The following is a 13,591-nucleotide window of genomic DNA, read 5'->3' as shown; positions in this document are numbered from 1 at the left end:
TAACTTAACGCCTTGCTCACCGGAAAATTAGGAGCGCAGCGGAAAATTTGTCCGACAGCAGCGCCTTGTTAGCTGTGGCATTCATGCTCGATCCAGTCCTGTATCTTCGCAGCTCTCGACTTCAAATCTTCGTTATCTGATTTTAGTATTTTACTAAGCGTGTAATTGCACTTTGTAAGCTTTTGCCGCAAGTGCTTATCTTTATGTCTATCTTCTAAGTTTTGGAACTTTGACTGCATCCTCTCCATGTAGTCTATTGATTGCTCGAGGTCACCTGACTTTGATAAATCGTCAGCTCTCCTATATAAAACCTGAATTTCAGTATCAAAGTACATTTTAATAAGATGATCATCTGCAGTAATAATGACGTCAGAAAGCTCCGTTATAATATTCTGTGTTTTGTCAAACTCATGCTGAAATAAATATCCCCTTGCCAAGGCTAGAGAGACCTCAATAGCCTTTACATCCAGATTGTGGGCTTTTTCGAATTGTTCAACAGCCTCTTCTACGTTCTCCTCTGAGTGAAGCAGAAATTTACCAAACCAATAATGAAGCTGAGCCGTGTTAGGAGCAAGAAGAATTGCAAGCTCATATTGCTCTCTAGCCTCTGAAAAATTTCCACTTTTTTGATAAAAATATGCCATAAATCTGGCCACTTCAAAATAATCAGGAGCCAAGCGCTGAGCCTCCTGTAAAATTTCAAAGGCGAGATCGTGCTCTGAGTTCCTAATATGATTCTGAGCATCATAGAGTTTTCTGGCAATCACCCTATCTGACTTGTCTCTAAATTTAATGTTTTTGGTTAAATATTTGTTGCCTGTTCTTCGACTCATCTGTTCTTCGAACATCGAGTTAAGCCTATTTCTTTTGTCTCTAATTTCCTTCTGAAAAGCTTGTGATGGCTTATGATGCTTTCCGAGATAGGCACGAGCCAGTTCTGACAATTGATAAGATGTTTTTACACTCGCACCTTTTGCTACGGATGATTGCGACAACATGTTTGTAGCCATAAGCTCTTGAATAGCTTTTTGCGCCTGTAAAGCATCAAAGTCATTTAAATATGACAGCTCTGGAATATCCCTCAGCCCTTGTGCGCATTGCATTGACCGGGTTAATTTTTGCGCATCAGATGATAGATACTGGTAAACATTAGACATACAAAAATTTAGGAAGTCATCAGAGTTTTGAAGAACTGCTTCTGGGCTTAAACCAGTCTGAACAGAACTCACAAACCATTTAATATAGCTGGGGTTTCGATGCATCCGATTAACAAAACCGCGAAGTACCTTTTCCTGCAACTTTGACAGAGCATCAACACCTCTAATTTTTGCGACTGTTCGTAGCAGTTGAGATGCATATGATTCTCCAACACCCTGCAGCTTTATTGGGTATTCATATGCACCAAGCCCTATTCTGGATGTGATTATAATTTTACTACCTTGGGGAAGAGCACCAACAAATTGTCGAATATTATCATCCAAAATGGTTTCGAGGTTATCAATAAATAGAGCTATTTTGAATGCTGACAAGTACTCAATTACTTCATCAAGATTATTGCTATCATATTCATTTCCAACAACATTTCTCCCTATTTCTTGAATCACACCAATAGAATTATCTATAGCTCCTTTAATTTCTTTTATTTCATTTAATGTTATTTGCGTGGTTTTTGAAGTCACCCAAACAACAGCATCAAAGGGAGAGTCATTTTCGATTAATTCATAAGCAACCTTTAGTGCTAGGGCCGATTTTCCAACTCCACCTTCACCTACAATAGAGATGACGGGAAACCCGCCTAGACATAGCTGCTTTACTTGATCTACTTCGTTATCACGACCAATTAGCCCAGTTTCATCGAAATCCGGCATGGGCAGATTGTGATTAATTGTTTGATCATCGTCATAATTAACAATGTCCAGAGCAAGAACGAAGCTTGGGTCATCATCAAGCTTTTGGATAGTTTCTCGTACATTATTCCATGTAATAGAATTTTCGGAATTTAATAGATTTTTACAGAATTCACTTACTATAGGTAGGTCATCAAAATTCAGCGGGCGAATGTGCATGACTCTATTTCTAACAGAAACTATCGATTCAAAACTCTTAGTCAGTGTTTTAATAAGTTTTGAAACATGCTCGGGGAAGCAGGCCCGATTGGCATTAATAGTTTGAAAAGTATCTCCAAGATCAAAATAATCAATAATGTCATTTAAATCTAAATCACTAAATAAGCTGCCTATATCCTTTTCAATTCGACTTTTAGATCTTGAAACCAACTCGGAATCTATGAGATTCACATTGTCTATATGCTCCTTTACTAAAAAGCGAAGATCTTCTTCTAATGCTGCGACAAGTGCATAAATTGTCATTCTTGTTAGATTAAATGCCATTCTACTCTCTCTATTCCTTGGTACAGCTAACAATTTAATAGAAGGAATTAATCCAGCATTCGTACCGGGTGAAATTCCTTCTTTCCTGATTTATTTTTCCGACAATACTCTGGATATTTAACTAAATCAATTTGTTAGCTGTGAGTTATTTATGAGTCAGAAAACAAACAAGGCTTTTCACCCGCAAGTTGCTGGATACCCGCCAAGGCGGGAATGACTCGGTGTAATAATGAAGGATCAGATCCAACGGTTCTTAATATTTTGTCCGCCATTGAGAATACTTACAGTGTTGGTTTTACCCTCCCTTTGCAGTCAACAAAAATCTTGTTCAGATTAGCCTACCAATATTCGAGCCATGGATGGCGAGAAAGCGCTAACTGAAGGGATGTGGATTTAGCGCGTTATTGGTATGCCTGAACAAGGTTTTTGTGCTTTTACTGCAAGGGTGCCGTGGGGTTCTTAGGGGACTGCGGCAGCACAGTCCCCTAAGCTGCCGTCGCCAGCGCGACACCACTATTTGATTTAATGACTCAGCCGATTTGCGCAGCAATAAACCGAATGTTTGGGTTTGAGGTATCTGAATGCAGTTGGCGCAGCCAATCAAAAACAGGCTATCGCAACCCCAACTCTACATCTTCAACTATAAAATTACCGGTATACAACGGGTGTGGGTGACCGTTGGTATCCAGGGCAAAATATTGTTGTTCTTCCATCGGTAGTGATTGGTAACCATCAATGACCCGATACAGCCACACTTCCGGATCAAATTCTAATTGCTGCTGTTGCAGATATTGCAGTGCAGTCAGGCGCTCGCCGCTATCAATTACATAGCAAAAATAGGCTTCCACCGCTTTTTTAAGCTGGTTTTCAACCTGCGGTGCTTGGGTTTGCTGGGCAACGTTGATTTGTCCGGCCTGTCGCTCGGGTTGAGGTCTGTTGTTGCGTTGCAGGGCTTTAATCCGCCCGACCAGTTCCTGCAATACCGATTCATGGGCCACGCTGTTGACATCGGCACTGGCGGCGCCGATCAGTTTACTGGCCTGATTAAATAGCATTGGCACACTGGATAATGCGCTGTAATCCGGTGGCTGGAAATCCGGATGTTGCTCCTGATGGAGTAAGAATCCTTTTAATAAACGACTGCGCCCACGGAATTCGCGGAAACGCCCCAGCAATTCCAGTAATCGCGCCTGTACGATGGATAACTCCTGAGTCACCCGCGAAAATGCCTGTTGCAGGGTCACAATCAGCAATAAACGTAATTCCCGGTTACTACCGGCGGTTTCCGATAGCTCATCAAAGCGAAACAGTTCAATTTGATTGAGCAACTCCGATACCTGACTTTGTGCCAGTTCATTTTCACGAATTTTGGCATCAATCGAGGCCACATAACCAAATTCGTTATTGATGCGGCTGAACAGCACCCGCACACTGTTACTCAATGATTCGGTCAAGCTGTATACATGCTCGCGTAAATCACTTAAATAGCCTTGTGATTCGGCAAAACGACTGTGATGGAGTGCTTCTTTATAATGGCCTGCCAGCGTTTTTAAACTGGCTAAGGCCGAGCCGATATTGGCATCAATCTGGCGATTACGTTCATCATGCAGGCTGCTTTCCAGTAAATTACGTACCGCACTTTTCAAACGCAGTTCGGCCTCCGGTTCCGGCCGCCATACAATGCCGAGTTTTTTAAGGTTTTCAATTACCTGAGGTGTGGTGCTGGTTTCATCCAGACTACCGGATAAATATACCTGCATGATCACATCGCTATGCCGGCTCATGGCATTAAGTAAGGTGATTCCGGCTTGATAAAGATTCTGGCTCACAGTAACGATCCCTGCATGGTGGCCTGTTCGGCTTGCTCACTGAGGGATAGCGATTCGGTTTCGTCAATAAAACGCAGTACTTCAAATAAATAATCCACTTTGCCGGTGGCCAGATAGATTTGTTTATCCGGATTAGGGCGCAGCAAATAGCCTAACTCAGTGAGCTTTTTAAACAGTTGTTTTAACTGGCCATCCACTTCCATGCTGGTGGAGTTAAATAACCGGTAGCGGGCGATTTTGCCTAACTGTTCCTTAAAAGCCGGTGTATCTTCAATTTGAGTCTGTAGCTCAGGTAGCCGAATGGCCTGACCCTGACTTAATGGCATATCGTTTCCGGCGGCTTCTTGCACCAGTAATAACCATTCGACCAAGGGCAATAACCCGGCGGCAGTTTCCTGAAACTGATTTCCTAGCACTTTGCGTTCCGCCTCACCTAACGTGAGGTAAGCGGCATAAAACACTTCGCCATCGGCACAATGGGTAAGGGTGCGATTGAGAATATTTAACTGCTGTTCAATACGCTCGGCTTGGGCGCTGTTTTTAAGATAACGCCAACTGTCTTCGTCACTGATTTGGCAAATAAAGCTACCGGACAGCAGTTGTTCCAGTACGCGGCCTTGTTCTGTCATCATGCCGTTTGCTCCTGTTGTTGACGTTGCTTCAATCGCTCGGTGATGGCGCTGACCCGGGGTTGCACAATCTGTAACTGGCGGGAGGTTTTATCAATTAAATAACGGTTGGCGAACAGGGTTAATACATCGGATTCAGGGTTCGGGAACGCTCCCAATACGCAAATGTTATTGTTTTGGCAGGCATCAAAGATTTTTTTCACATTGCTTTGATGCAAGGTGCCGAGTTCGTCTATTGGCCAGTGAATAGTCACATCGGCATTGCCCCGCAATAAGCGGGTAAAGGCTAGCAAGAATTTACATAAAATCAGGTAGGCCATACCGTGGCTGGAGGATTCATTTAGCTGTCTATCGGTACGAATAATCAGATGACTGTTGCCTTCTTTTAAATGCAGCTCGATGTCCAGCAAGTTAATAATGCCCCCGCTGAGCGCAGCGCGGCCAAGAATATCCATCACCCGGCGCATACTTTGTGCGTAATCTTCTTTGGGGAGCTGATTGGCACCGCTTTGCAGCCATTCGTCATACAGGCTCTGAAATTGACTGAGTTCTGGCCAAAATTCCAGTTCACTGATTTTTGAACGGATTTTAACTGCCGATTCGGATACGCCATCAAGAAACAGTTCATCATCCACTTCTTTGCTGATGCGTTGGCTTTGTCCGGCAATGCGCTTATCAATATCCGCTAACACATGGTAATACTGGCTTAGATCGGCACCAAAGATACGCCCCTGCTCACGCAGACCGGCCAGTTTTTGCGGCACAATCTGGTTAAGTAAGCGGTTAAGATGGCTGACCAATTTACGATGATCCAACAGGCGCAGCCCCTGAGGATTAATCGCGGTGCATTCCTCACGGGATTTTTCCCAGGTGTCGGATAACCCGGTGCCTGCCTGTTGGGCGATCAGTTTGTCGAAATGATCCACATAAGCGCGAATATCTGTCAGCAACTGTTCGCGCTGCTGCAACAGTTCCTGCCCTTCGGAAATACGCTGGCTAAATTGGCTGGCTTCAAATTTATCGGCTCCAATGGATACCGGAGTGAGTTTTAAGCGTACCAATGCATTATGTAAGGTTTGGATTGAACCTTGTTGTTCATTAGCGGTTTTAAGTTGTTGTTCCAGCTGGCTTTGTCGCGCTTTGTCTGCCTCTTGTTGGTGATGATAGGCGCTTTGTTGTTTTTTCAGTTCACGTTCGGCGTGGCTGGCCTGTTTTTTGGCTTTTTCCAGTTGATCCTGCCACGTCACTTTATGACCATTAAAGACCGTTTTGTACCAGCGTTGGTATTCTTCCACTTTATGTCGATTGCTTTCGGTATGCTGAATATCCTGCTTAAGCTGGGCAATCTGTTTTTTCAGGCCGCCGATTTCATCAATATCTACGCCCCGTTTGTTTAATTCGTCTTCCAGCCATTGCTGACATTTTTTACGCTCTAATTCAGCCTGCTGACGAGTCTTTTGTTCCAGGGTTTGCAACTGGTTAATCTGCGCGGTGATATCGCCTAGCACTTGTTGCCAGTGAAATTGCCGCTCGGTTTCGGCTTCAGTTTGCTGCTCATGCAAATTCTCCAGCGCCTGTTCTTGTTGCGCCTTGACCTTATCTTGCTCTTGCCGATTTTTTTGTTGGCGTTTTTGGGCCTGTTTTTTACGCTCGCTCAAGGCGCTGAGATATTCCTGTCGGCTATGCTCTTTATCTTGCTGCGCCCGTTTGCGATTGGCTTCGGCGCTACGACAGGCCGATTCGGCTTTGGTTTGGGCCAGTTCGGCATTACGCAGTGCTTCGGTGGCTTTACTGAGTGCCTGTTCAGCTTGATTATGCTGCTCAATGAGTTCGTCCAATAGCGTTTTGGCCTGATGCAATTGTGCCTGTAATTGCTGTTCGGTTTGCGCGTATTGCGGCGCATCGAGGTTGTGCAAATCCAGTTGTAGCCCAAACAGACTGTCGCTGTTTTCAGCGCTTTGGGGTTTAAGATCTTTGCGTTGTAATAAGTCGGGGTGGATCACTTTACCTAGCTGGTTTTCCCAGCCCGGTTGTTCGCGGCGTAAAAATTCCAGTAAGGTGTTGTCACCGGGATAAAGCAAGGTTTCAATGTTATCCACCTGTTGCTGTTGTTGTTGCTGGCGACGGTTAGCCTCATCCAGAGCTTCGCGGCATTGCTGGCGTTGTTGCTGATGTTGCTGCACGGTCTGGCGCTGGGCATTCAGTTTTTCTCTGGCGCTATCTTCGATTTGGCTGGCTTCGCTGATGGTCGCTTCGAGCAAATCCAGCTGGCTTTGCTCAAATTCATTAAAACCGGCATTTTTTAACTGGCTGCTCAGATCGGCCTGTTCAATTCTTAAGGTTTCCAATTGTTGGGAAAAGTCGGCGTTTAGTTGTTCACGTTGTTTCGCGTAGTCATCTCTAATCGCCTGCACGTTAGCCCGTTCGGCGTCTTTTTTATCCGCCTGTTGTTGTTGCAACTGTTGTAATTGCTGATGGTAATTATCCAGTTGCTGCTGCAGATTTTCGTTCAAATCGGCAAGGCGCTTATTGTGCGCCGATTCAATATCCTGATGTTTTTCCGTGAGTAAAACATAGCGGCTATTGAGAGAGGCTAACTCGGTATGCCATTGGGGCAATTGTTGTACATTTTTTTGCAGCTCCTCGATATTCTGGTTTTGCCACTGGTCAAATTCCTGTTCCACATGATCGAGTTCACTGGTGAGCTTTTTAACATCGGCATTGGCAGCCGATAATGACTGATTCAACGTATCGCGGCTTTCATTCCACTGTTTTTCATGACTTTTAAGCGTATGCACCACATCATTGTGCTGCCCTTGGTATTCGACAATATTGGCCGCGAGCAGACTTAAGTCGTGGCTAAATTGCTGTTGTAGTGCGGCCAGTCTTGCTTCGGCCTGAGTTAATTGATCATCAGCCTGTTCCAGCTTGCTAAACTCCGGACGAATGGCATCAAATTCCTGAATCAAATGAGACTCACGGATCCAGTCTTCCACCCGTTGGCGACTTAAACTGGAGCTGGGCGGTTGTACCCCATCTTCTTCCAAAATAGCGGCAATCATCGCTTTGATGGTTTCCATTTTGCCTTCTTTGGAATGGACTGCTTTAGCCAATTTTTCGATATGGCGCAAGTTACCGGTTTGACCCGACAGGCTAAAAATTTTGGCATAGCCTAATAGTTCGCGACTATTGGCGCGGCCCGTTAGCGTGCTTTTATCCTGTTGAATAATGGCGCGAAATTCAGTGGTATTGAGTAAATTGGTGGTCAACACATTACTGCGATTAAGGGTGCGCGCCAGCTCTTTAATCGATACGCTATGATGCTCACCGGCATTGTTTTTATATAAATAATCATTTAACTCAAAGGGCTTGGCGATAAACCGGTACTGCACGCCATTGCCGTTAGAACTCAGTACCACTTGACATAAATCGCCTTCGGCACGGGTATATTCATAAATAATAAAACTGGATTCGCGAGGTAAATACCAGCGCTCAAAACTGTCACGGGTGGCGGGTACGACGCGGCTGGGGTATTCACCGTAAAACACTGGGATTAAGCGTTGCAAAGTGGTTTTACCGGAGGCATTGGTGCCGCAAATATTGGTGTGGCCGTTAAGTTTAAGTTCTACCACGCCGGGTAGATGGGTATCGATAAGTATGATGCGCTGTAAACCGGGCATACGACTCCTTGTTAAAATCAGGTTCCCGTCATAACACCAACGGGATAGAGGCTGATTCTAGCCCGATTCTGCGGCTAAAAACACTGTCTGTTTGGGCTTTACCCAATTCAATTTAACAACAGGTTAAAAAGTATCATAGGGAAGGGATGATAATCTGGCGCAGAGATTGCTTTGAATGTGTTCATACGCTAATTATTTTTTAAGTGATGCAGGCAATATTATGCAAATCCAGACAACCGGACTTTCGCTGTTTGATTATATGTCCGACCCCGACAAAAGTGATCAGACCCTTAAATCATTGGCACAAAAGCAACAACAGGACTTGGCTGGCGAACTTGGTAATCTGACCAGCACTATTAGTTTAGGTCAAACCGATAACCCGTTGCAGGTGCTCGAATCCGGTATGGGCAACGTCAATCTGAAAACAGTGAATAATATGATTGCCTTTAATATGCGTCCGGTTGCCGAAGACCTGCAACAAATGGCCGATCGACTCGGCATAAAAGAGCCGATTGAAATTAAACAGGTGGACGGTAAATGGCAAGTGCAGGGATTAACCGACGATAAACCGGCTACTGAAGCTGACGAGGAGCTTGCCGCCAGTGACACCGACGCGGAAACTACAGAGACGTCAGAATCTGAAGCAGAGCCCGCAACAGAAGTTACCGATCCGGCAGAGGATACGGCTGATCAGGCCGAGCTAGCAGCACACAATCAGGCGTTACAACGTTTGCAAGATTATCTCGATCGCAATGAGGGGTTGCAGAAAAAACTCGATCAACTCAACGCCATGTCGGAGTTTTATGAATTTGGTCAAACTCAGCAATTCGCCAAGCAATTGCAGGAAGCGGATGTACCTGAAGCCGATGTGGTGAACTTTTTAACCAGCAGCCGTGAGTATATTCAAGGGCTAGACAGTTTTAGTTTATCTGCCAATGGATTAGATCTGACCTCTCGTGGTGAGTCTGATGCGTTGATTGACGTTGCGACAAAACAGTTTGATTTAGATGCGGGCGAATAGATTCGGCAAGATGTTAGTGCTGATTGAATGCGCCCTTTAGCCACTGTTTTAGCGGTACTAGCCATTCCTCGCGGGGAAGGTAAAAAGCGCCATGTTCTTTGCCGGTAGAAATGGACAACTCAGTATAAGTGGTCGCGTTATTACTACGCTGGTTAACAGCATCACAGGAACCAATCTGATCAGAGGTTTCATAAATGGATAAAATGCGTCCATAGAATTGAAACTCAGGATGGTTGATTACCGAATCACCGCAACCGGCCAAAATGGCAAAGTTGACCTGGCTATTCTTTAATTGGTTGGAAGCCACAATAGTAATAAAGCCCCCGCGCGAAAAACCGACCAGCGCGATATGTTGCGGGGGCACACCGGCGTCTATGAGCTGATTAACGTTTTTCGCCAGTAATGCTGCGTATTCGCGCGGATCAGTACCTTTTGGGCGGTGATAGGCGATCAACTGGTAGCCATCATCACTTAATTGGTTTTTAACGGCGGGAAAGTCATATTTCCCCCATTTTGGGTGAACAGGCGTGGCATTTTCTCCCTCAACAATAAAACCGTGGGAGTAGAACACATAGTTATGCTCGGGGTTTATCTTATCGGGGAAAACATCCTGCACTTGTGCCGCTAATCCTGCCAATGAAAAAGTGATGGTTACAATGCCGATAAGAAAGCGAGTTAACATATTGATCCTTGTTCAGTAGCTTTTGGGTTGAGCATATTCAAATAATATTGTGCTTAAAAATTTGTCAGAATAATACGTAAAGTAACCTAATTATTTAGGTTTAAATATCGGTGCATTATTCCTTTACTACCTCTTGGCGTTCACGCCTATATTCTTCATAGGATTTTTTGGTCCGTTCAATACATTCCTGATAAACGGACGGCAGTTCATCCAGGCATTGGATACGTTGATGTTGTTGCATATTTTCATATACCGCCCTGTTACTGCAGGCCGTTATTTGAGTGAGTGCCACTAGTATCAGGAATTTATTCATTGTCTTTACATCCCCCATTTTGCTCAAAATAGCGAACCATTAATAACATCGCATTCTGTTGTTGCGATTCATTACTATGGGTCTGGATAAAACCAATGATTGCCGCCACGTCGAATAATTGTTTGGATTGCTTGCAATATAGTTTATCCAGATAGTTTGTCTGCTCATTTAATGTCGCGAGTAAATCCAGAGCGCCACCGACGTAGGCTTGCAGCGTACCATTATTACTGCAATCACCCGGAGTAGATTGACAGATTTGATTAAACTGTTCTGCGGTTAAAGCAGCCGCATTAAATGAAGAAAACATCACTAGTAACCATATTGTGACCTTGAATAAGCGTTTCATATATCGATCTCTGATTAATAAAATGATTGTAAAACGATAATTTATTGCTATATTACAATCATGTCAACTCTGTTAAGGAAGAAATATGGTCCGTCAATTGTCTTTGCTGATTGCCTGGGGATGTCTGGTCATCATGGTTATCACTCCTGTTGCCGCTGCGTACTTGTTCGTCGATCTTGATGCGTTTATCGCACTGGCCAGAAACAGTCTCAACCTGCCAATTCACTGGCATAGTGTGACACCCGGTCAGTGGCAGGGGTTATGGCTGCTTAGCGTACTTTACGTTGCGATTGCTGTGGTGGGCTTGTACTTTCTGCGCCGCGCTTTTGCCAACTTTGCCAAAGGTGAGTTGTTTAATCTGAGCAACAGTCGCGATCTGCGCTGGTTCTCAATCATGTTGTTTATTCAGGCGCTCGCCAAACCTGTGCATTTGGCGCTTTCAAGTCTGCTGTTGTCGTGGAATCATCCGGCCGGGCAAAAAATGTTAACGCTTTCGATGGGGAGTGATGAAATCAAAATGGTGGCTCTGGCAATGATTTTATGGGTAATGAGTGAGTTGTTAATTAAAGGCAACAAGCTTGAGGATGAGAACAAGCAGTTTATTTAAGAGGTGGTGCAATTTTAAGGAGGCGGGACAATGGCGATTGTGGTTAATCTGGATGTGATGCTAGCCAAGCGTAAGATTCGTGGCAAGGAACTGGCCACTGCTGTCGGGATCACAGAGCAAAACTTGTCGCTGCTACGCACAGGTAAGGTTAAGGGAGTACGCTTTGCCACTCTTGAACTGATTTGCAAGGTATTGGACTGTCAGCCGGGTGATATTCTGGAGTATGTGGAGGATGAATAACGTGTAGTGACTCATACCTGATCTGACACATTTTGCTAAGTAGGCTAGATTCACCCTGACAGCGAATAACGAACATTCAATAGACAAATATTTGTAATCGCAATACATCGAGTAAATTGAGAATATTACTATGAAATGTCAGTAACGTTTGTGCTGTGTGGCAGGTTATGATAACAAATATGCAAAGACGATGAAAAACGCCTGAGAGCAGTACTTAATAGGCTTTGAGATTTTTATAGGATGGTGGTGTTTTGAAAATAATTCTTTTTTTAATTCTTTGGTCTTTAGTAAGTGGATGTGAACCTGCGTCTAAACAAAATATTTTCCTGACCGATGTTGGCTGTGAAAGTATTGATACTGTCCATAGCAAGCTTAGTGATTACAAGGTTAGTATTAATTTCATAAATAAGAACTATCCAAAAGCCAATTTGTACTGGGTCGATTTTGAAGGGAAAGAGGTGCTTTATAATATTATTGATAAGGGTAAAGAGGCTATTCAGGAAACCTTTACTACTCACATCTGGGTCATACGCGATGATTCTGGTAAATGCCTTCGAGTTTTTGTCCCTTCTAATGAAGGTGCTTTTCAGGCAGAAATATAGGCTTGATATACAAGCTGGTTAGGAAAAGCCCATGGCTAGGTGTTAACCAGATCACATGGACACGCTTATTAAAAATCTACCTCAGTTAATTTGGCCATTTATTGTAGATACTTCTATCTACAATCTAGGTTGTTTTTTGACATTATTTGTTCAGACAAAAAATCATCGACCTCAACCATACTTGGCCCCCAACTATAATGATCTCCATCGAATTCAAGGTGCTCGAAATGGTGAGAGAAGTTATTCAATGTTAAGCGCGCCATCATCATTTCTGACATAGCCGATGAAGGCCAAAGATTATCGTATTTACCCGAGACCATAAAAATGGCTCCATTAATATTTTCTACCTTAATTGTGGCCAACTTTACTGCCGACTTATTTGCTAGCATATCTTCGTAAAAACCAAGAAAATCACCACTAAAGCCTTTTAGTTTAGCTTTCCAACTCGCAGGAACAAATGGTAATGACTTACCGTCGATTGAAAAAGATGGAGTGTCCATGACCAAAGGGAATGATATCTTTACCATAGGATTTGTTGTTGATGTAAAATTAACGTTGCTTGGTGATAGAGCAACTACGGCCTTATATTCAGGGTAGTAACTTGCTAGTAACAATGCCAATTCAGCACCCTTAGATACTCCAATAATTGCAATGCAGTTTTCATTTATATTTGGGTTTTTAGCGGCATTCAAAACCGCCTCATGCACACCGTTTAATGCGATGCGATCTAACTTTTCTGGTATTCCATCTAATCCAAAATATGCGATAGGCAAAAAAGCATACCCTCGTTCATTCAGAAATTTCCTATAGCCCACACTCGCATTCCAAGAGTTTCCCCCTTCGGAACCTCCTAATGCGACTATTAGTGGCTGTCTTTTACCTTTTCCCAAATGAAGCTCAGTTTGAACCTTACCATAATTTTTTGGTAACTGATGTTCGTCATAAAGCCACTCTGTGAGTAATTCAAACGATAGAACAATCACAGTTGGTATTAATAACAAACCTAAACACCAGATAAATATTCTGGGAATGATTTTTTTCATTTGTGCTTAAATAGACGGATAAACTTTTCATTTAAGTTAATTATGGTAACTACCCAATATCAGTTAATCTGAGAATATGAAATGTAACTCTGATAACATCTCATGATTTCAATCTACTAGCAAATAGGTGAATTAAGTCATTTAAAATAGTGACGTACGTAGGCTACTCAGTAAATAAAAAAAACTGCAGTAATTAGTTTAATTAAAAT

General features: G+C 43.4%; 13 protein-coding genes. 4 read left to right on the top strand and 9 right to left on the bottom strand.

Annotated elements, in window-relative coordinates; genetic code table 11:
- Nucleotides 1-68: 68 nt before the first annotated feature.
- The 5 genes from ACTD55_RS09050 to ACTD55_RS09030 all read right to left on the bottom strand — a co-directional run bounded on the left by ACTD55_RS09050 (nt 69) and on the right by ACTD55_RS09030 (nt 8,528).
- Nucleotides 69-2,390, bottom strand: coding sequence for an NB-ARC domain-containing protein (locus ACTD55_RS09050; RefSeq protein WP_438864003.1), 2,322 nt, complete (start codon nt 2,388-2,390; stop codon nt 69-71).
- Between the two features lie 149 nt (nt 2,391-2,539).
- Nucleotides 2,540-2,662, bottom strand: coding sequence for a hypothetical protein (locus ACTD55_RS09045; RefSeq protein WP_438864002.1), 123 nt, complete (start codon nt 2,660-2,662; stop codon nt 2,540-2,542).
- Nucleotides 2,663-3,001: 339 nt separating this feature from the next.
- A complete protein-coding gene (locus ACTD55_RS09040; protein WP_438864001.1) occupies nt 3,002-4,219 on the bottom strand; it encodes a phosphoenolpyruvate carboxylase in 1,218 nt (405 codons plus the stop codon).
- A complete protein-coding gene (locus ACTD55_RS09035) occupies nt 4,216-4,851 on the bottom strand; it encodes a hypothetical protein (protein ID WP_438864000.1) in 636 nt (211 codons plus the stop codon). Before ACTD55_RS09035 ends, ACTD55_RS09040 begins: the two co-directional genes overlap by 4 nt.
- Nucleotides 4,848-8,528: an ATP-binding protein gene (locus ACTD55_RS09030; protein ID WP_438863999.1), complete on the bottom strand. Its 3,681-nt coding sequence runs from the start codon at nt 8,526-8,528 to the stop codon at nt 4,848-4,850. The genes ACTD55_RS09035 and ACTD55_RS09030 overlap by 4 nt, the downstream gene beginning before the upstream one ends.
- Before the next feature lie 220 nt (nt 8,529-8,748).
- Between ACTD55_RS09030 and ACTD55_RS09025 the strand changes: the two genes are divergently transcribed.
- The gene (locus ACTD55_RS09025; protein WP_438863998.1) at nt 8,749-9,549 is read left to right on the top strand and encodes a hypothetical protein; all 801 of its coding nucleotides are present in this window, start codon (nt 8,749-8,751) and stop codon (nt 9,547-9,549) included.
- 13 nt (nt 9,550-9,562) lie between these two features.
- On the opposite strand, the gene ACTD55_RS09020 is transcribed toward ACTD55_RS09025, so the two are convergent.
- The 3 genes from ACTD55_RS09020 to ACTD55_RS09010 form a co-directional block, all read right to left on the bottom strand.
- Nucleotides 9,563-10,231, bottom strand: a complete 669-nt coding sequence (locus ACTD55_RS09020; protein ID WP_438863997.1) for an alpha/beta hydrolase — start codon at nt 10,229-10,231, stop codon at nt 9,563-9,565.
- A 115-nt stretch (nt 10,232-10,346) separates the two neighbouring features.
- Nucleotides 10,347-10,544 carry a hypothetical protein gene (locus tag ACTD55_RS09015; RefSeq protein WP_438863996.1) on the bottom strand — a complete coding sequence of 66 codons (198 nt, stop codon included), beginning with the start codon at nt 10,542-10,544 and terminating at the stop codon, nt 10,347-10,349.
- Nucleotides 10,537-10,890 carry a hypothetical protein gene (locus ACTD55_RS09010; protein WP_438863995.1) on the bottom strand — a complete coding sequence of 118 codons (354 nt, stop codon included), beginning with the start codon at nt 10,888-10,890 and terminating at the stop codon, nt 10,537-10,539. Before ACTD55_RS09010 ends, ACTD55_RS09015 begins: the two co-directional genes overlap by 8 nt.
- Before the next feature lie 85 nt (nt 10,891-10,975).
- Between ACTD55_RS09010 and ACTD55_RS09005 the strand changes: the two genes are divergently transcribed.
- The 3 genes from ACTD55_RS09005 to ACTD55_RS08995 all read left to right on the top strand — a co-directional run bounded on the left by ACTD55_RS09005 (nt 10,976) and on the right by ACTD55_RS08995 (nt 12,339).
- Nucleotides 10,976-11,497: a DUF2975 domain-containing protein gene (locus ACTD55_RS09005; RefSeq protein WP_438863994.1), complete on the top strand. Its 522-nt coding sequence runs from the start codon at nt 10,976-10,978 to the stop codon at nt 11,495-11,497.
- A gap of 30 nt (nt 11,498-11,527) precedes the next feature.
- On the top strand, nt 11,528-11,737 hold the full coding sequence (locus ACTD55_RS09000) for a helix-turn-helix domain-containing protein (protein WP_438863993.1): 210 nt from the start codon (nt 11,528-11,530) through the stop codon (nt 11,735-11,737).
- Between the two features lie 251 nt (nt 11,738-11,988).
- Nucleotides 11,989-12,339: a hypothetical protein gene (locus tag ACTD55_RS08995; protein WP_438863992.1), complete on the top strand. Its 351-nt coding sequence runs from the start codon at nt 11,989-11,991 to the stop codon at nt 12,337-12,339.
- A gap of 113 nt (nt 12,340-12,452) precedes the next feature.
- Here ACTD55_RS08995 and ACTD55_RS08990 read toward each other — a convergent pair whose 3' ends face one another.
- Nucleotides 12,453-13,382 (bottom strand): acyl-CoA thioester hydrolase/BAAT C-terminal domain-containing protein, encoded by a 930-nt coding sequence (locus ACTD55_RS08990; RefSeq protein WP_438863991.1) that lies wholly within the window; start codon nt 13,380-13,382, stop codon nt 12,453-12,455.
- Nucleotides 13,383-13,591: the final 209 nt, after the last annotated feature.

The sequence above is a fragment of the Neptunicella sp. genome, from assembly GCF_048268085.1.
Taxonomy (GTDB): domain Bacteria; phylum Pseudomonadota; class Gammaproteobacteria; order Enterobacterales; family Alteromonadaceae; genus Neptunicella.
This window is presented reverse-complemented; position numbering and strand designations above follow the sequence as displayed.